The organism is Kitasatospora terrestris, assembly GCF_039542905.1.
GTDB lineage: Bacteria > Actinomycetota > Actinomycetes > Streptomycetales > Streptomycetaceae > Kitasatospora > Kitasatospora terrestris.
The window spans coordinates 1,263,961-1,283,066 of sequence record NZ_BAABIS010000001.1; the positions used below are offsets into that span (position 1 = coordinate 1,263,961).

Annotated in this window: 6 protein-coding genes, 1 pseudogene and 4 CRISPR repeat arrays; of the genes and pseudogenes, 3 read left to right on the plus strand and 4 right to left on the minus strand. The window is 72.3% G+C overall.

What is annotated here, in order from left to right; translation table 11 throughout:
- Window positions 1-14: 14 nt before the first annotated feature.
- From casB to cas3, 3 genes are all read right to left on the minus strand, one after another.
- Window positions 15-620 (minus strand): type I-E CRISPR-associated protein Cse2/CasB, encoded by a 606-nt coding sequence (gene casB / locus ABEB06_RS06055; protein ID WP_345695742.1) that lies wholly within the window; start codon window positions 618-620, stop codon window positions 15-17.
- A complete protein-coding gene (gene casA, locus ABEB06_RS06060) occupies window positions 610-2,319 on the minus strand; it encodes a type I-E CRISPR-associated protein Cse1/CasA (RefSeq protein WP_345695743.1) in 1,710 nt (569 codons plus the stop codon). The genes casB and casA overlap by 11 nt, the downstream gene beginning before the upstream one ends.
- A gap of 220 nt (window positions 2,320-2,539) precedes the next feature.
- Window positions 2,540-5,431 (minus strand): CRISPR-associated helicase Cas3', encoded by a 2,892-nt coding sequence (gene cas3, locus ABEB06_RS06065; protein WP_345695744.1) that lies wholly within the window; start codon window positions 5,429-5,431, stop codon window positions 2,540-2,542.
- Window positions 5,432-5,605: 174 nt separating this feature from the next.
- Window positions 5,606-11,240: direct repeats of the CRISPR family, unit length 29 nt; unit sequence GTCGTCCCCGCGCTCGCGGGGGTTGCTCC.
- Window positions 11,241-11,331: 91 nt separating this feature from the next.
- A CRISPR array of direct repeats spans window positions 11,332-13,349; the repeat unit is 29 nt; unit sequence GTCGTCCCCGCGCTCGCGGGGGTTGCTCC.
- 454 nt (window positions 13,350-13,803) lie between these two features.
- A CRISPR array of direct repeats spans window positions 13,804-14,321; the repeat unit is 29 nt; unit sequence GTCGTCCCCGCGCTCGCGGGGGTTGCTCC.
- Window positions 14,322-15,878: 1,557 nt separating this feature from the next.
- A CRISPR array of direct repeats spans window positions 15,879-17,432; the repeat unit is 29 nt; unit sequence GTCGTCCCCGCGCTCGCGGGGGTTGCTCC.
- Window positions 17,433-17,684: 252 nt separating this feature from the next.
- Between cas3 and ABEB06_RS06070 the strand changes: the two genes are divergently transcribed.
- The 3 genes and pseudogenes from ABEB06_RS06070 (at window position 17,685) to ABEB06_RS06080 (ending at window position 18,901) form a co-directional block, all read left to right on the plus strand.
- Window positions 17,685-18,002 carry a hypothetical protein gene (locus ABEB06_RS06070; protein ID WP_345695745.1) on the plus strand — a complete coding sequence of 106 codons (318 nt, stop codon included), beginning with the start codon at window positions 17,685-17,687 and terminating at the stop codon, window positions 18,000-18,002.
- 187 nt (window positions 18,003-18,189) lie between these two features.
- Window positions 18,190-18,294: pseudogene (locus tag ABEB06_RS06075) on the plus strand (LexA family protein); the annotation flags it as partial.
- Between the two features lie 124 nt (window positions 18,295-18,418).
- Window positions 18,419-18,901, plus strand: a complete 483-nt coding sequence (locus ABEB06_RS06080) for a DUF6924 domain-containing protein (RefSeq protein ID WP_345695746.1) — start codon at window positions 18,419-18,421, stop codon at window positions 18,899-18,901.
- A gap of 51 nt (window positions 18,902-18,952) precedes the next feature.
- Here the strand turns inward: ABEB06_RS06080 and ABEB06_RS06085 are convergent, their stop codons facing one another.
- Window positions 18,953-19,075: a hypothetical protein gene (locus ABEB06_RS06085; protein ID WP_345695747.1), complete on the minus strand. Its 123-nt coding sequence runs from the start codon at window positions 19,073-19,075 to the stop codon at window positions 18,953-18,955.
- Window positions 19,076-19,106 lie beyond the last annotated feature (31 nt).

The following is a 19,106-nucleotide window of genomic DNA, read 5'->3' on the forward strand; positions in this document are numbered from 1 at the left end:
GGCGTCCGGGGGAGCTACTCCTGCTCCGGGTCGCGGTCCTTCCACGCCTGGTAGCCGATCGCCCACTTGAGTCGGATCTGGGGACGACGGTCGGCGTGGTGCCATGCCTGGATGTCGGACATGAGGTGGTTGTAGTCCAGCGGCTGCCCGACGGTGCGCAGTTGGGTGATCAGTCCGCGCAGGTGGACGAGCAGCGCGGACACACTGGTGGCGCCCGCGAGTTGCGCGACGCGGGTGTCGAGGGCCTGCTCGCTGAACTTGCCGCTTCGGCGCAGGTCCCGTAGCGCCTCGCCGAGTTTGACGCCGCGGCGGTGCATCGGGTGCTGCTGGCCTTGCTGGTGGAGTCCGTAGAGGGCCAGGGCGGCGTGTTCGGCTTTCTGCTCGTCGGAGACCTCGTCGCGTCGTGCGAGGAAGTCGTCGACGTCGCAGCTGTAGAGCGGCCACATTCTGGGGCTGTCCATGGCAGGCCTGCCGAGGCCGGATCGCAGGGCGGCGAGGTCTTCGCCGGGCGGGCGGAGCGGTTGCTTGGTGCGAGCATCGATGCGCCAGGTGTGGTCGGGTGCGGTGGCCTGTTCCCAGTAGCGGCGCCGCTTCGCTGCTGGTGTCTGATCAGTGCTCAAGGTCCGCTCCGGGGAGGGTGTTGATGGTGGTGGCGGGTTTGTCGTGTGCCTCGGCGGCGGTGCGCACCGCGTCGGCGTGGCGGGGAAGGATCTGGTTGATCTGGCGGCGGAAGTTGGCGCCGGCCGTGCCGAGTGTGAAGGTCAGGGTTTTCCCTGTCTTTCCTGGCTGGTCGATCGTTCGGCCGCCGAAGGTGTCGGCGGGTGCGGACAGCAGGAGCGCGGTCGCCGCATCCCATGCGTGGCGGGCGGCTGTCTGCTCCCACGCCAGTCGGCCGCGGTGGAGGATGTCCTCGTCGGTGCCGGTGTCGCGTACGCCTGCCAGAAGGCGGCGTACCGGGGGGTCGAGGGTGTGCAGGAGGAGTTGGCCCGGGCGCTGGCCCTTGTCCCAGGGGATGGGGTCGGCTCCGGCGGCACGGCGCAGGTCTGCGCTCAGGTTGTTGACGGCGGTCGCGAGGCGTTCTGCCTGTTCGGCGACGTCCAGGAGGAGTTCGTGGGCTTCGCTGTCCTGCTGGAGGGCGAGCAGGGGCAGTGGGATGGCGTCGTGGATGACGTCCTCGATGACGGAGGACTGGGTGCCGTAGACGAGGCCGAAAGTCTCGACCTGGAGCGGGTAGTCGGCGGGTAGCTGGCCGGCTTCCCGCAGGGCGCTGACCTGGTCGAGGAGGATGCTGGTCTCGAAGACGCCGTCGGTGTCCTGCCGAGCGGGTGCGAGGAGGGCGTCCAGGCCGCGCCAGGCGGCTTTGCCCTGGGCGTGGCGACGGGGCCTGCGCTCGGGTCTGCCGGAGGGGGACTTCTTCGGGGCGGTGAAGGTCCAGGTCGTGTGCGGCTCCGTCTCGGGCGTGGGTGTGAGCCTGTCTCCCGCGCCGATCACCACCCGGGCCACCCGCAGCTGCCCGTCGCGGTCCTCGTGCGGGATGAGCCGGATCCGCCGGGCCTGCCAGGTCCACAGGTCCAGCAGACCCTCGGCCGCGCGGGCCTGCCAGCCGGCACCGTGGGGGGCACGCGTCCACTGCGGAACGCCGAGGGTACCGGGCGGGGTGAGGGGAAGGTTCAGCATGAGCGTCTCGTACAGGGTGCGCCCGGTGGGGATGATGACGCCCAGCTGGCCGAGCGGGCCGGTCGGGTTCCCCGTGGTCTTGCCGGCCTTCACCTGAGGGTCGCCGACCATTCCGGTCTTGATCGCCGCGGTGTCCCAGCAGTGTGTGTGCACCAGCCAATGGGCGGCCTGGGCAGGTGTCAGGTCGAGCGGGTCCGCGTCCGTCCGGCTGGCAAAGAGCGGGACGTTGTTGCCGCTGGCCGCCGTCGCCACCAGGGCGGCTGAGCCCTTCGTCTCGTCCTTCGCCGTCCGCAGACCCGCGACCTGCCCGAACGGGGCCGCGGGATCCAGCAGATCGAACTTCGCGCGATGCTCGGCGAAGTACTTCTCCAGTTCGTCCCGCTCCGTCGCGGTGAACCCCTCCGCACGGGCGAGGCGTTCGCCCTTGTCTCGAAGGGTCCCGGGGGCGCCGGTGGCGTCCGCGACGATGGGCAGCAGGACTTGGCGCAGAACCGCCGGAAGCTGGGTGGAGAGCTCCACGACGAGGCCCTCGAGTTTGTGGGCTCGAGCCAGCGCCTCGGCGATCCCCAGCTGGACGAGTGGACCGCCGCCGACGGGCCGTGCCGTCAGCCACGGTTCATCGAGAAGGTTGTACCCACGCACGCACTGGTCTCCCAACTGGTTATGTTTAAACCGCTGTTGGTCAATCCTGGCACCGGCAGAGCCCCGGGGTAGGGCGAATGCTTGAATTGCTGTCGCCCCGCATCGCGGGGATGGCCCCTGGTTGTGTTTTGGCACCCGGTTCGGTCGCAAGTAGGCCCCGTGGTCGCGGGGTTGGAGGAGCGTGTGGACGGCCGGAACCCCATCGGCCCGTCCACACGCCCTACCTCCTCGGACGGCCCCCGCTCACGACGAGTCCGAGACGGTCGTCATAGCGCAGCCGGGCCTCGCCCAGGACCGCGCAGCCGTGCTCGTCCAGCACAAGGGCCAGGCTGTGCCGCAACCACGGATGGTCGCGCCACCCAGCCAGCGGGCCGAGCTCCTTTTCGGCCGCCTCTGTCCAACCGGCGGGCAGGCGAACCGTGCCGGCCAGCACATCGTCCAGCGTCTCGACCGCCACCTCGCCGTTGGGCCCGAGCCTGCGGCCCGTCACAGCCTCCAAACCGCTCCCGACACGGCGCACCAGGACCACCTCGACGCTCCGGTCCCCGTCCCTGACAAGCTCCTCCAAAAGCCCGTCCTCGACTCGACTGTGGGCTCCGAAGTGCAGGCCCTCGAGGGTCTGGGCGCCGTGCTCCCCGGCGCGGGTCAGGACGAACCGGGCGGCGTCGGCGCGTCGCCCGGCCTGCTCCTCCTCCCAGTCGCTGCGCGCCTGGTCCTCGGCCTCGGCCCACCCTTCCGGCACCACCGGTCCGGTGCCGTAGATGCGGGCGACCAGCTCCGGCACTTGGCCGGGGATGCTCCACCCGCCACCGTCTGCGACCGCCGCCCGCTGCACCTCGGCGGCCGTGCGCAGCAGGAGGTAGCGGCCGTAGATGAGCTCGGAGGCGCGCAGGATGCGCGGTGCCCGGTCGTTGTCGAAGCGGACACCGGTGACGACAACGGTGGGCCTGGCCAGCCGGCGGGGACGCGTGACGCCGTCGTGGCGGTGGAGACGACCGATGCGCTGCAGGAGCAGATCGACGGGTGCGAGGTCGGTGATTAGCAGATCCGCGTCGACGTCGAAGGACTGCTCGGCCAGCTGAGTGGCGACGACGATCAGTCGGTCGGGACGCCGAGTTCCGTTCGTCGGCGGTCCGAGGAGGTCCAGGATCTCCCGGGTGCGGTCCGCCCGGTGGCCGGCGTGCAGGCGCCCGTGCAGAAGCCGCACATCGCATCCGAACTCCTCGCGGAGTGCCTCGAAGGTGGACTGGGCCCGGGCCACCGTGTTGCGGATGACCAGGACGCAGCCGCCGTCGACGAGCCGCTCCTTCAGATAGTCGACCACAGCGGTGTCCTGCGGCCCTGCGTCGGTGTGCGCTGCCGCGCCCGTGCCACTGGCTGGTGGCTCGTCGAGTACCTCCACACGTACTCGCAGGTCGTCACGCCACGATTTGGCGCTCTCGACCACCACCGTCGGGATCCCGTCTCGCCCGAGCCACACGGCTGTCACGCTCGGATAGCCCTGCGGCTCGGCAAGGTCCAGTCCTTCGTGGTCCTCCGCCGACTGCATACCGGCCACGTAGGCCGCAGCCAGCCGCCTGCGCTGCTCGGGCGGCAGCGTCGCGGAGAGCAGCACCACCGGCACGCGGGCCTGTCCGAGCCACCATAGGGCCTCCAGCAGGAACTGGGACATGTAGACGTCCGCGGCGTGGATCTCGTCGAGGACAACGACCTTGCCGCCCAGGCCTGCCATCCGCAGCATGACGTGCTTGGTGCGGGTCGCGGCATACAGCAGCTGGTCGATCGTGCCGACCGCGAACGGACTCAAGAGACCTCGACGGCGGCCTAGGAACCATTCGGCAGGAGCCCTGCGCTCCGCGTCCTGGCAGCTGTCGACGCAGTGGGAGGAAAGGCCGTACTCGTCCTCCCCCACCGACGAGAAAGGGTCGTCCGCGTCCTGTCCCCACTCCCCCGCTCCCTCCAGCAGGGCCCGCCACTCGGTGTTGAACATCCGTTTGCCGTGCAGCAGCGCGACCTGGCCGTCCACCCCGTCCTCGACCTTGCCCAGCCAGGACCGGACCTGGGAGAACATCGGGTCCGCAGTTGCCTGGGTCGGCATGCCCACAAACACCCCGTCCGCCCCGCAGCGGGCGGCCAGCAACTCCGCGGCCGCCAGCGCTGTCTTCGTCTTCCCCTCCCCCATCGGCGCCTCGACGATCACAAGTCCAGCACCATCCATGCGGCGCACCACATCGAGGACCATCTCCTGCGACGGCCGAGCTCCGTGACCGAAGCGATCCCCGAACGCCTCCGGGCCGGGCATGCGCAGCGCTCCCCATCCGCCCCGCAGCCCGAGCCGCCCCCAAGCCGCCTCAGCACGCGAACGGGCTCGCTCCATCGACACACCCGCCAGGTCCGACACCCCCGTGAAATGGCGCTCGTCGCTGGCGATCCAGTCCGCCATCACCACAAACCCCGACAGCTGCAGCTGCACCGCACGGCTCGGCACCACAATCGGCTCCACCCCGGCCAGCGGCGACTCCCCCCAGAACCCGACCTCTCGAGAGAACACCTCCACCAACGCCCGCTGCGCCAACTTCCAGGATTCACCCTTTCCTTGAAGGTCCTCCTTCCTCGGGCGCAGCTGTCCCAAAGTGGGGAAGACCCCGTGGTGGCCGGCGACCAGCGGCCAGACCCAGCTGACCTGCTCCTCGCACCAGCCCGCGCCATCCAGGAGCCCCCGCAGGATTCGCCCGCCAGCCCTGTCGTGCCGCCAACGCGTACCCTTCACCGCGTACTTGTCCCACGAAAGACCGGCCCGGCGCACCGCCGCCTCCCCGGCGGCGTCGAGGCACTGGAAGGCCGGCGTGGCCTTGCCGCAGTCATGGATCCCACACAACCAGGCGAACAGGCGCCGCCCCTTGCCCGGATCGCCCGCAACAGCATCCAGCCGCCACCGCATCGCCTGCGGCAGGTAGCGGTCCCACATGGCCTCCGCCACCGCGGCAGTGTCTAGCATGTGCGACAGCAACAGGTTGGCACTTCCGCCGGCCTTGCCTGCGGACTTCCCCCACAATGCGGCCAACCATCCCCTGACCTCAGGCGGATACCACTGCCAACGATCCTCGGCCATCGTCCCGACCTCCACATGCGAGTACGCTTCGAGATCGTAGAAGCACCCACTGACATCAACTCCCATGGCACGAAGGGCCATAGTCACAGCACATGACCTTCTCCTCGTCTCGCGACCCAAATCGAACTGAATCAATCAGCGCACGCTGAGACAACAAACCGCAGGTCAGTAAGTGTCGTCCCCGCGCTCGCGGGGGTTGCTCCCTCCTGGATGAGCTGTGGCAGGAGGACGCGAAGTCGTCCCCGCGCTCGCGGGGGTTGCTCCTGTCCAGCTCGGTGACTCGACCGCGGGCGGCCTGTCGTCCCCGCGCTCGCGGGGGTTGCTCCGGCACGCTGGTGCTGATCGCCTCGCCGACCAAGTCGTCCCCGCGCTCGCGGGGGTTGCTCCTCGGCGCGTTCCTCGTCGCTGGCGCCGTCCCAGTCGTCCCCGCGCTCGCGGGGGTTGCTCCGGCGGCGAGTGGATCGGCACCGTCGTCCGGCAGTCGTCCCCGCGCTCGCGGGGGTTGCTCCGGCTGCCGGCGGCTGCTGGCTGCGGTGATGTAGTCGTCCCCGCGCTCGCGGGGGTTGCTCTCGCGAGGTGGCACAGGCGCGCGCCGCCCTCGAGTCGTCCCCGCGCTCGCGGGGGTTGCTCCTCGAGGAGGAGGTCGGCCTGCGGACCGACCCCGTCGTCCCCGCGCTCGCGGGGGTTGCTCCGGGTAGAGGCGGGCGTGGCGGCCGGCGGTGCGGTCGTCCCCGCGCTCGCGGGGGTTGCTCCCTGCCGTCGGGATTCCGCCCGGTCTCCGGCACGTCGTCCCCGCGCTCGCGGGGGTTGCTCTCGGGTCCACCAGGTGGCGGACGCAGACGTACAGTCGTCCCCGCGCTCGCGGGGGTTGCTCCCTCGAAGTACCCGCCGGCCACCAGGCCCCGCAGTCGTCCCCGCGCTCGCGGGGGTTGCTCCTCCGCGTCGGACATGACGTTCTCCGCCCGGGGGTCGTCCCCGCGCTCGCGGGGGTTGCTCCACCGTTCCGTCGACCCAGTTCGCCCGGTAGGTGTCGTCCCCGCGCTCGCGGGGGTTGCTCCGCCGCGGTCTCCTCCGCCACCGACCCCATGCCGTCGTCCCCGCGCTCGCGGGGGTTGCTCCTCCTCGCGGTCGTGGTCGCTCATGTCGGGGCGGTCGTCCCCGCGCTCGCGGGGGTTGCTCCCTTCTCCCCGGTGCGGATGCATGCACCACGCTGTCGTCCCCGCGCTCGCGGGGGTTGCTCGGGCGCCCCCGACCGGAGCCGGGAGAGCGCCTCGTCGTCCCCGCGCTCGCGGGGGTTGCTCCAGCAGTGCGCCGCCGACCCACAGGCAGATGATGTCGTCCCCGCGCTCGCGGGGGTTGCTCCTTGATCGGGGCGCGCTTCGGGTCGTCGGTGTAGTCGTCCCCGCGCTCGCGGGGGTTGCTCCCACGGCGGCCTCACCCTGGCGAGGACGAAGAGGTCGTCCCCGCGCTCGCGGGGGTTGCTCCGGCATCCCCATGCTCGTCATCGGGCAGATGCCGTCGTCCCCGCGCTCGCGGGGGTTGCTCCAGGCCGGCGACCAGGGCGGGCAGCGTGCTGACGTCGTCCCCGCGCTCGCGGGGGTTGCTCCTCCCGCACGACCGTCTTCAGGATGCCGACCGCGTCGTCCCCGCGCTCGCGGGGGTTGCTCCGGATTGTCGCGGCGGCGTGCGCGGGCGATGAAGTCGTCCCCGCGCTCGCGGGGGTTGCTCGTGGTGCGCCGGGTTGAAGTGCGGGATGACCCAGTCGTCCCCGCGCTCGCGGGGGTTGCTCGGGGCCTCGCCCTTTTCCCGGAGCTTGCGCGGCGTCGTCCCCGCGCTCGCGGGGGTTGCTCCGCCTTCTGCAACTGCGGGAAGCGGCTCCTGGGGTCGTCCCCGCGCTCGCGGGGGTTGCTCCTTCTCCCAGTGCGCCCAGGCCAGCTGCCCGTAGTCGTCCCCGCGCTCGCGGGGGTTGCTCCCCCGCTCACCATCACCGACGACGGCCGCGTCTGTCGTCCCCGCGCTCGCGGGGGTTGCTCTCCGGCCCCGCCGGGACGCCCCGTCAAGGTGCTGTCGTCCCCGCGCTCGCGGGGGTTGCTCGTCCTGGGCCGCCGGGCCGAACGCCTGGAGGCCGTCGTCCCCGCGCTCGCGGGGGTTGCTCTCCGCTCCTGCTCCTCGGCCGAGAGCTGGTCGAGTCGTCCCCGCGCTCGCGGGGGTTGCTCCGCGATGAGGCTGACCAGGACGGCGATGTAGACGTCGTCCCCGCGCTCGCGGGGGTTGCTCCCGCAGGCCGCCGGCCCGCTTCGCTACTTGCTCGTCGTCCCCGCGCTCGCGGGGGTTGCTCCTTCAAGCCGGAGCTGCCGGGGGGCGCGGTCGGGTCGTCCCCGCGCTCGCGGGGGTTGCTCCGCGTTGCGGGTGGTGAGCTTCGCCATCAGCCAGTCGTCCCCGCGCTCGCGGGGGTTGCTCCGCGGTAGGACGTCCCTGCGTTACGGCCGACGAGTCGTCCCCGCGCTCGCGGGGGTTGCTCCATCTCGGCGAGCTCGCGCCGGCCGTCGTCCCCGCGCTCGCGGGGGTTGCTCCGCCTTCGCGGAGTCCAGCGCGCTGTTGGCGAGGTCGTCCCCGCGCTCGCGGGGGTTGCTCGGGTCGCCGGACGATCGCCCTGTCTGCCGGTCAGTCGTCCCCGCGCTCGCGGGGGTTGCTCCCCCAGCCCGCTCCTCGCCCGCCTCCGGGAGATGTCGTCCCCGCGCTCGCGGGGGTTGCTCCGGCCAGGGCGCGACGTGCCGCAACGGCACCCCGTCGTCCCCGCGCTCGCGGGGGTTGCTCCAGCTGCTCCTGGTCGTCCAGCGGCTGCCTGCCGTCGTCCCCGCGCTCGCGGGGGTTGCTCCAGCGCTGACCTACAGCGGGCCCACGCCGCACAGTCGTCCCCGCGCTCGCGGGGGTTGCTCCCTGTGCATCCAGATCGAGATCGTATTCTTCCCGTCGTCCCCGCGCTCGCGGGGGTTGCTCTGGACCCTGCGCGGCGACGCCGTGCACTACCTGGTCGTCCCCGCGCTCGCGGGGGTTGCTCCGGTGACCGCGTCCAGTACGCCACCCGCCAGCAGTCGTCCCCGCGCTCGCGGGGGTTGCTCCGCGAGGAACGGCAGCAGGGCGAGCGCGGCATAGTCGTCCCCACGCTCGCGGGGGTTACTCCTCCCGGAAGGAGTCCCTTGCTCGGTATGGACGTCGTCCCCGCGCTCGCGGAGGTTGCTCCCCGTTCAGCGCAGGGGTGGACTCCTTGACGCTGTCGTCCCCGCGCTCGCGGGGGTTGCTCGGAGGACTACTTCGGCGACCTCGCCTGCGTCCTGTCGTCCCCGCGCTCGCGGGGGTTGCTCCGACCAGTTCTCGATCGGCGCGGAGGACGCGCGGAGTCGCCCCCGCGCTCGCGGGGGTTGCTCCGTGCGCGTCTACGGCGGCGGCGTCAGTGACGTGTCGTTCACGCGCTCGCGGGGGTTGCTCCAGGGTGTCGCTGGTGCGACGGGGGAGACGGCGTCGTCCCCGCGCTCGCGGGGGTTGCTCCAGGTCAGCAACATAGGTTGGCGGCACCACGAGCTCGTCCCCGCGCTCGCGGGGGTTGCTCCAGCTCGGCGGCGAGGGGCGGCACGACGGCGACGTCGTCCCCGCGCTCGCGGGGGTTGCTCTGATCAAGGCCCTGATCGACGCCGGGCTCTGGCGTCGTCCCCGCGCTCGCGGGGGTTGCTCTCCGGACGTGGAGGGTTACGATCCGGGCGGCTTGTCGTCCCCGCGCTCGCGGGGGTTGCTCCGGCGGCTACCGGACCGTCCGGTTCGATCAGATGTCGTCCCCGCGCTCGCGGGGGTTGCTCTCGAAGGTCCCCGGATGATCCTGACATCGGATCGTCGTCCCCGCGCTCGCGGGGGTTGCTCCCTCGGCGTCCCCTCCACCGCTCCTACCACCCAGTCGTCCCCGCGCTCGCGGGGGTTGCTCCGCGGCGCCAGGCACGTCGTCCGTCGTCGGCGTGTCGTCCCCGCGCTCGCGGGGGTTGCTCCCACTATGACCTCCACAGGAGCACTGACCATGTGTCGTCCCCGCGCTCGCGGGGGTTGCTCCGCCCGCGTGGTCGAGGAGGTGTGCGCGGGGCTGTCGTCCCCGCGCTCGCGGGGGTTGCTCCGACCGGCTCCGCGACGAGAGCACCGGCCGGATGTCGTCCCCGCGCTCGCGGGGGTTGCTCCTACTACGAGTCCCAGGGCGGATCCGCACGCGCGTCGTCCCCGCGCTCGCGGGGGTTGCTCCCTGGCCGCCGGGCAGGCCGCGAACGTCAAGGCGTCGTCCCCGCGCTCGCGGGGGTTGCTCCAGCTGCTCCTGGTCGTCCAGCGGCTGCCTGCCGTCGTCCCCGCGCTCGCGGGGGTTGCTCTCCCGGTTCCGGGAATTGGTGCGAATGGTCACGGTCGTCCCCGCGCTCGCGGGGGTTGCTCCCCGGGTTGTTCATCACGACCGCCGGGAAGTCCGTCGTCCCCGCGCTCGCGGGGGTTGCTCCGGACCGCCCTGCGACGAGCGGCTGCCCGGCGGGTCGTCCCCGCGCTCGCGGGGGTTGCTCCTGGTAGTCGTAGAGCTGCTGCCCGGTGAGCCCGTCGTCCCCGCGCTCGCGGGGGTTGCTCCGGCCGGGCCCGGCCCGTCACCGACCCGGTGGGGTCGTCCCCGCGCTCGCGGGGGTTGCTCCGCCTGGACGATGCCCAGGTGGACCCACTTCATGTCGTCCCCGCGCTCGCGGGGGTTGCTCCGCGCCGCTGCAGAACGACGACACCGGCGCCCTGTCGTCCCCGCGCTCGCGGGGGTTGCTCTTATGCAGGTCAGCGCTTTTCGGACAGGCACACGTCGTCCCCGCGCTCGCGGGGGTTGCTCCGTCAAGTCCTCGTGCTGGCGGCGGGCGTACGGGTCGTCCCCGCGCTCGCGGGGGTTGCTCCACGGCACCGGTGCCGCCGGTGGGGACCGCGGGGTCGTCCCCGCGCTCGCGGGGGTTGCTCTCCGCGCGCGGCTTCTTGTCGGTGGGCTCGCCTGTCGTCCCCGCGCTCGCGGGGGTTGCTCCCTCTGGTTCGCCACGTCTTCCGGCCGCCGGAAGTCGTCCCCGCGCTCGCGGGGGTTGCTCCGCCAGCGTCACCTTCCACGGCGGCCCCGCCACGTCGTCCCCGCGCTCGCGGGGGTTGCTCGCGCGAGGTGCTGCACGACCGTCTTGGGCGACGGTCGTCCCCGCGCTCGCGGGGGTTGCTCCGGCCACCGAGGTTCCGGGCCTGGGCGTCGGCGGGTCGTCCCCGCGCTCGCGGGGGTTGCTCCTGATCCTCGGTGGTGTGGGAGAAGGTCTGAGAGTCGTCCCCGCGCTCGCGGGGGTTGCTCCGACACCCGCCGCGTCCTGCCCATGCCCCACTGGTCGTCCCCGCGCTCGCGGGGGTTGCTCCGAGCTGCGCGACGGCTGGTTGGGCACGGTCCAGTCGTCCCCGCGCTCGCGGGGGTTGCTCCTCTTGTCATCCGGCGGCCGCGACGACAGCGAGGTCGTCCCCGCGCTCGCGGGGGTTGCTCGGCGGACCCCCGGGACCACAGCGTGATCATCTCGTCGTCCCCGCGCTCGCGGGGGTTGCTCCGCCGCGAGCACCTACAAGCTGCGGCTCACCCTGTCGTCCCCGCGCTCGCGGGGGTTGCTCCTCCACGCCCGGCCGAGGGCCCGTCAGGTAGATGTCGTCCCCGCGCTCGCGGGGGTTGCTCCTACTCCTGGCAGCCTCTCGGGGGCGGGCACCGGTCGTCCCCGCGCTCGCGGGGGTTGCTCCTTGAGCACGATTGAATGGGGGGACCGCCCCGCGTCGTCCCCGCGCTCGCGGGGTTGCTCCGTCCCGTCACCGTCGATGTGGTGCTGGGACAGGTCGTCCCCGCGCTCGCGGGGGTTGCTCCGAGTCCGGCACCCCCGACGCCCTGCGCAGTTGCTCCACGGGTACCTTCCGTGGGTCGCGGGGCCGACTGTCGTCCCCGCGCTCGCGGGGGTTGCTCCTGCCTGGCCGACATCATGGCTTCGGAGGGCGGGTCGTCCCCGCGCTCGCGGGGGTTGCTCCGTCTGGCTGACGGTGTGACTGTTGCTCGGAAGGTCGTCCCCGCGCTCGCGGGGGTTGCTCTGTCGAAGCGGCGGCCCTGACCATCAGCAATGCGTCGTCCCCGCGCTCGCGGGGGTTGCTCCGTCATCGTCGGCCTGATCATCTTCCTGATCTCGTCGTCCCCGCGCTCGCGGGGGTTGCTCCACGACGACGCCGACGATGACGTTCTGCATGCCGTCGTCCCCGCGCTCGCGGGGGTTGCTCCGGGGCGCTCGCACTCTTGTTCGGAAGCGTTTCGTCGTCCCCGCGCTCGCGGGGGTTGCTCCATCACCTGCTCGCTGGTCAGGCCGGTGATGGTGTCGTCCCCGCGCTCGCGGGGGTTGCTCCTGGGGCCCGGGGGCTCTCCTGTCTTAGCGTGCGTCGTCCCCGCGCTCGCGGGGGTTGCTCCGCCAGCGAGCCGTCCTCGCGGTACATCAGGATGTCGTCCCCGCGCTCGCGGGGGTTGCTCTTCGCAAGCTGGTTCGGCCGCGCGGCGCTGCAGGTCGTCCCCGCGCTCGCGGGGGTTGCTCCAGCGGGAGGGGTAAGCCCCTGCTGGCCGCGCCGTCGTCCCCGCGCTCGCGGGGGTTGCTCCACCGCGAAGCTGGCCGAACGGCTGGGTGTCTCGTCGTCCCCGCGCTCGCGGGGGTTGCTCGCTGCTCGTGGACCGCGCGCAGCGAGGCGGCCGGTCGTCCCCGCGCTCGCGGGGGTTGCTCCTCACCCCCGACCGCGGCCAGTACGGCTCCGTCGTCGTCCCCGCGCTCGCGGGGGTTGCTCCGGCAGCCTTCTGCCCGCCGACTGGACCACGTTGTCGTCCCCGCGCTCGCGGGGGTTGCTCCGCAGTACGGCCAGGTGCGAACCCTGGTCTGGCGTCGTCCCCGCGCTCGCGGGGGTTGCTCCTGCACCAACCTCACCGCGTCGCCGAACGTCCCGTCGTCCCCGCGCTCGCGGGGGTTGCTCCCTGACCGTGACCGGTACGAGCTCGGCCGGCGCGTCGTCCCCGCGCTCGCGGGGGTTGCTCCTAACCCTTGCGCTCCGTACAGGTCCGTCGCGTGTCGTCCCCGCGCTCGCGGGGGTTGCTCCCCGGATGTGGAGAACATCAACATCCAGGGTGGGTCGTCCCCGCGCCCGCGGGGGTTGCTCCGGGATCGTGGTCTCGGTGGCCGGCATCGGCCTGTCGTCCCCGCGCTCGCGGGGGTTGCTCCTTCGCCAACGAGGGCCCGTACAGCGTCGTCGTGTCGTCCCCGCGCTCGCGGGGGTTGCTCGCTGTTCTTGGAAGAGTTCGTAGGCGTGGGCTTGTCGTCCCCGCGCTCGCGGGGGTTGCTCCCTCCAGGACATCCAGCGGACCTGAGCAGTAGAGTCGTCCCCGCGCTCGCGGGGGTTGCTCCGCGGTGCAGCTGGCGCACGCCATCGGCGACTCGTCGTCCCCGCGCTCGCGGGGGTTGCTCCGCGATGCCGGGCTCGTACGGGTACTCGCCAGGGTCGTCCCCGCGCTCGCGGGGGTTGCTCCGCCTGGGCGGTGAGCTGCGGGTGCCGCTGGTAGTCGTCCCCACGCTCGCGGGGGTTGCTCCGCCACCGCGATCGGCATCGCGGCCGGCGTCATGTCGTCCCCGCGCTCGCGGGGGTTGCTCCTGCCCGAGCGAGCCGTCGAAGTCGAGGCCGAAGTCGTCCCCGCGCTCGCGGGGGTTGCTCCAGCAGCGCCGAGGTCTTCAACCGGATCGCCACGTTGTCCCCGCGCCCGCGGGGGTTGCTCCCACCCGGACGCCGAGCACTGGATCGCGGACCTGTCGTCCCCGCGCTCGCGGGGGTTGTTCCTGCGCTGCGGCTTCGTCCTGAAGCCTCCGGACGTCGTCCCCGCGCTCACGGGGTTGCTCCGCGAGCTGCCCCTCGGGGTCTCCCCGTCCCCCGTCGTCCCCGCGCTCGCGGGGGTTGCTCCTTCGTCGTCGACCATGCCGGCACCACCTACGAGTCCTCCCCGCACACGCAAGGGCTACTCCGTCATCACCACCGCTCAGGTCGGTGCCGCCTCGTCGTCCCTGCACTCGCGGGGGTTGCTCCGCCACCGCCCTGGTGGTCGACCGGCACAGCCAGTCGTCTGCGCGCCCGCGAGAGTTGCTCGTAGATGGCCTTCGGCGCGGTCGGTCAAGGCCTGGTCGCCCTCACTCGCAGGAGTTGTCCATGACTCAGGCATTCGGCGGCTCGGCACCAACTTCGTCTCCCAGCTCGCGGGGTTGATCCAGGGAGGGCGTGTCGGCTGAGATGATGGTTACGTCGTCCCCCCGCTCGCGGGGGTAGCTCGCACCAGATGGCGCGGCGCACCGGCTACGTCAAGTCGTCCCCGCGCTCGCGGGGGGTGCTCCACGACATACCGACGCCGGGGAGAGCGCGCAATGTCGTCCCCGCGCTCGCGGGGGTCGCTCGACCTCGCTGGCGTCGTAGGTGGTGCCCAGGGTGTAGTACCCGCGCTCGCGGGGGTTGCTCCGGCGTGGCCTCCACCACGGTGAGGGTTCGGCTGTCGTCCCCGCGCTCGCGGGGGTTGCTCCTCCGAGTGCTGTTGGAGATCTACCGCGCCATGGTCGTCCCCGCGCTCGCGGGGGTTGCTCCGGGTGAGGGGGTGTCGGGACCAGTTGGTCCCGGTCGTCCCCGCGCTCGCGGGGGTTGCTCCGACCTGGCCCAGGAGGTGCCGACCGTCGCGAAGTCGTCCCCGCGCTCGCGGGGGTTGCTCCGCCATGACCGCCGACCGGACCGTCGGTATCCTGTCGTCCCTGCGCTCGCGGGGGTTGCTCCACCATGCGGCTGGTCCCGACTCCGTGGGACGCGTCGTCCCGCACTCGCGGGGGATGCTCCTGGGTCTCCCACTCGGCGATCTCGTCGGGGTAGTCGTCCCCGCGCTCGCGGGGGTTGCTCCATCTCCGCGATCTCGGCGAGCTCACGCCGGCCGTCGTCCCCGCGCTCGCGGGGGTTGCTCCTGGATTAGCGGCGCCGTCGGCGACGCCATCACGTCGTCCCCGCGCTCGCGGGGGTTGCTCCGGCCCGTATTCGAGTACTTCGGACGTGGACACGTCGTCCCCGCGCTCGCGGGGGTTGCTCCTCGTCGAAGGTGCCGGGGGTGACGTAGTAGAAGTCGTCCCCGCGCTCGCGGGGGTTGCTCCATCGAGACCGACCCGGTGAACGTCTGACAGAGGTCGTCCCCGCACTCGCGGGGGTGCTCCCGCGGCTGCCTCCACACGACCGAGGGAGCCCAACATCGTCCCCGCGCTCGCAGGGGTCGCTCCTCCGTCGACGCGGTCATCACCGACCCGTCCTGGTCGTCCCCGCGCTCGCGGGGGTTACTCCATCTCGGCGGGCTCCTCGAGAACCTGCACCGTGTCGTCCCCGCGCTCGCGGGGGTTGCTCCGGTGAACGAGAGGAGCGAAGACTGTGCGTGCAGTCGTCCCCGCGCTCGCGGGAGTTGCTCCTGCTCATGGCGGTGTATCTCCCTGGTCAAGTCGTCATCCCCGCGCTCGCGGGGGTTGCTCCCGGCCGCCGACGGTCGTGACCCACCCGAGGTTGTCGTCCCCGCGCTCGCGGGGGTTGCTCCATCCAGGGCATCCAGACCCTGCGCGACTACGTGTCATCCCCACGCTCGCGGGGGTTGCTTCTCCTACTGCCCGGCCGGCCCCGAGCTGGAGAAGTCGTCCCCGCGCTCGCGGGGGTTGCTCCGTATGTGTCGATCGCCGTAGCAGCGTTCGCGTGTTGTCCCCGCGCTCGAGGGGGTTACTCCCGGTCGGCCACGTCGCGCTCGGCCGCGGCGCTGTCGTCCCCGCGCTCGCAGGGGTTGCTCCATCAACCTGTCCTCGCTGCCCAGCTCGATCGAGTCGTCCCCGCGCTCGCGGGGGTTGCTCCGCCGCCCAGGCCGGCCACATGCGCATGGCCTTGTCGTCCCCGCGCTCGCGGGGGTTGGTCCCCGCGGACTACCGGATCCGCCTGTGCCACGTCGTCGTCCCCGCGCTCGCGGGGGTTGCTCCCAAAACGGCAATGCATCGGGCACCGTGCAGCTGTCGTCCCCGCGCTCGCGGGGGTTGCTCCCCCCGCCACTGCCGGCGCACCCCCGAGCTGGAGTCGTCCCCGCGCTCGCGGGGGTTGCTCCCCCCGCCACTGCCGGCGCACCCCCGAGCTGGAGTCGTCCCCGCGCTCGCGGGGGTTGCTCCGCCGAGGGCCTCCTCCTGCACCCCCACCAGGTGTCGTCCCCGCGCTCGCGGGGGTTGCTCCCGCTCTGGCCGTCCGTCACACGCGACCTCTGGGCCGTCCCCGCGCTCGCGGGGGGTTGCTCTTCGTCCTCCGGTGCGGCGGGTCTTTTCCAGATGTCGTCCCCGCGCTCGCGGGGGTTGCTCCCAGGCCCGGACGGCGGCGGCCTCGGTGGCGTGGTCGTCCCCGCGCTCGCGGGGGTTGCTCCCCGCGCATTTCAGCGTTAAGGGGGATGAACCCGTCGTCCCCGCGCTCGCGGGGGTTGCTCCGGGAGCCTCCGATGAGCCGCGCCAGCTACCTCGTCGTCCCCGCGCTCGCGGGGGTTGCTCCTGGCGGGACAGCTGGACCTCGGCCGGGTCGGCGTCGTCCCCGCGCTCGCGGGGGTTGCTCCTCCTTCGGCGACCTCGTGTCTGGGGTACTGCGGTCGTCCCCGCGCTCGCGGGGGTTGCTCCCGGTGGGCGGCCAGCCAGGCGTTGCGGGCGGCGTCGTCCCCGCGCTCGCGGGGGTTGCTCCGGCACCTCCAACCACTGGCTCGGCGCCGGCGGGTCGTCCCCGCGCTCGCGGGGGTTGCTCCGGCGAAGCCGTGCGCTACGGCGTCCTCATGCTGTCGTCCCCGCGCTCGCGGGGGTTGCTCCTCGTTGGCGTGCTCCTGGGCCTCATGCCGGGCGTCGTCCCCGCGCTCGCGGGGGATGCTCCTGCACCACCACGCTGCTGGTCTGCGGACCGAAGTCGTCCCCGCGCTCGCGGGGGTTGCTCCCCGCGCAAGCACCCGCCGCAGCCCAAGGCTGCGTCGTCCCCGCGCTCGCGGGGGTTGCTCCGGCGCGAACCACGCGCCGTTGATGTCGAGGTTGTCGTCCCCGCGCTCGCGGGGGTTGCTCCACGGTACCGCCGGTGGCGCCGGCGGTGGCGCGGTCGTCCCCGCGCTCGCGGGGGTTACTCTGCCGCGAGCACCTGGAAGCTCCGCATCACCCTGTCGTCCCCGCGCTCGCGGGGGTTGCTCCGGGACGCCGTCCTACCTGGCGGACAGCTGGGAGTCGTCCCCGCGCTCGCGGGGGTTGCTCCGACCCGCGCGGCTACGGCCGACAGGTTCGCGTGTCGTCCCCGCGCTCGCGGGGGTTGCTCCCAGTCCAGGGCGAACTGCTGGATGCTCAGGTAGTCGTCCCCGCGCTCGCAGGGGTTGCTCCGCCGACGGCGGCCGCAAGGTCGGCCTCGGCAGGTCGTCCCCGCGCTCGCGGGGGTTGCTCCCACCGCCTGCTGCGGCCCAAGCGCCACGACGCGTCGTCCCCGCGCTCGCGGGGGTTGCTCCACCTTCCGCCTGATCCCGCGCGCCTGGGATGAGTCGTCCCCGCGCTCGCGGGGGTTGCTCCCGGCCGGAGGCGAAGGCAGCCCCGGGCTCCGCGTCGTCCCCGCGCTCGCGGGGGTTGCTCCGCCACCTACGTGCTCAGCGGCGAGCTGACTCTGTCGTCCCCGCGCTCGCGGGGGTTGCTCGGGGCCGGTCCAGCCGGTGGTGTCGGCGGGGGTGTCGTCCCCGCGCTCGCGGGGGTTGCTCCCGCAGCGTCATGCCGCCCGCCTCTCGGTGCCGGTCGTCCCCGCGCTCGCGGGGGTTGCTCCGGCACGCTGTGCCGGCTGTTCCTGGGCGGGCAGTCGTCCCCGCGGTCGCGGGGGTTGCTCCATGTATATCCGACCAACGCAAGGCCTTCGCCAACGACCTCACCCACCCGCAGCTGCTCGCCGTCTCCGCCTCTTCCAACCGCGCCAAGGGCGACCAGGGCCCCGAAGCGTGGAAGCCACCGAACCGGCAGATCTGGTGTGCCTACGCCCGCGCCTGGACCGACGTGAAAACCGCCTACCAGCTGACCGTCACCACCGACGAGAAGGCAGCCCTGAACCAGATGCTCGACACCTGCACCACGGAGGCACCCCGATGACCACCAGCAACAACCGCAACAGCAGCACGAGCAGCGGCGGCACGGACGAGGGGCCGCTGGTCACCAAGGGCATCACCGCCGGGCCCGGTGGCGTCATGACCGTCGAGGTCGGCGTCATCACCGGCGACCTCACCCTGCGCACCACCCAGCGAGGCAACCAAGCCGCGCTGGCTATCCAGTACGACGACGCCGACGAGTGGTACACCGTCCACAACAGCCCCGCCGACATCCCGGCCAGCAAGGACCTGCACGCCGTCCACCAGGCCATGATCGATGCCGTCAAGAAGGGCGGCGGCGCCACCGCACCGAACTGACACAGCGGCCACCGGCGGCTCCGGAGCGGCGAGCCAGTCCAAGTACTCGCCCCATAATGCCCGGTCGCGGGCGTAGCTGGCCTTCGTCTTCGCCGGGCGGATGTCGTCCGGGGGCCGGGTGGGGGGCCTGCTCCAGAGCGGCGGGTACGGCTGCGGTCGCGGGGTGGGTGATGGACACCGCGATGTGGACGGCAAGATCTGGCTCATGCCACACAAGCCGGCGTATGGCCCGATCCTGGGTGACAACGCCACCATCCTTGGCAAGGTCGTCGGCGTCCTGCGCAGGCTCTGAACGGCGCAGCCCTGGTGAACCGGCAGCGCCGGCTGTCACGGTGATCGCTGGACGAAGTCGGCGTCGGAGGCACGTGAAACAGTCAGGCCCTGAACCGCAGGGACGAGGCAGGGGAGATGTGCACGTGTTGCCGGAGATCATCGGACGCGGCGAGTTTGCTGCTCTGGTCATCAGAACCGACTACGAGGATGAGACGGCATGGCGGGCGGTGGTGGAGGAGCTGGCCCGGACGCGCGGAGGGGGCGGCGCATATGAGGCCGAGGTGTATCTGGTCGACGACCCGATGTGGGCCGGGGCGACAGCCGAGGCAGTCGTCGCCGCGGTGAAGCGGGACGAGTATCTCGACGTGGTCTTCGTCGCCGACGGCATCACGATGAAGTCCGCCCAGCACGCTCTACTCGCCCTCGACCCCCTCTATGAGGACGAGAACCTCGACCCCATGTACTACCAGGAGCTGATCGACTCTCCGCTGGCCCGCGAGTTCCGCACCACCCCGGCCGCTGTGCATGACGTCCACGGGAATCTGTCGATAGGGAACATGGACTTCCAGGAGTTTGCCGAGAGCGCACTCGCTGACCCCGAAGGCGTCCTTCTCCCCGTGAGATGAAAGCGGCTTGCCCGCTTCAGCAGGCCGGCCGGGGTTCGAGACCGGGCCGGCTCACCGAGGTTCGACGGCCTGAGGCTCGGTGGGCGGCTCGGTCCAGATGCCGAGGACCAGGTCCTCGTGCTCGGCGCCGGGGTGGCTAGTGCTGTGACCGAGAACGTTCGCCGTGTCGGGCATGGAGGCTTGATGAAGCCGGACCGTTGTCAGC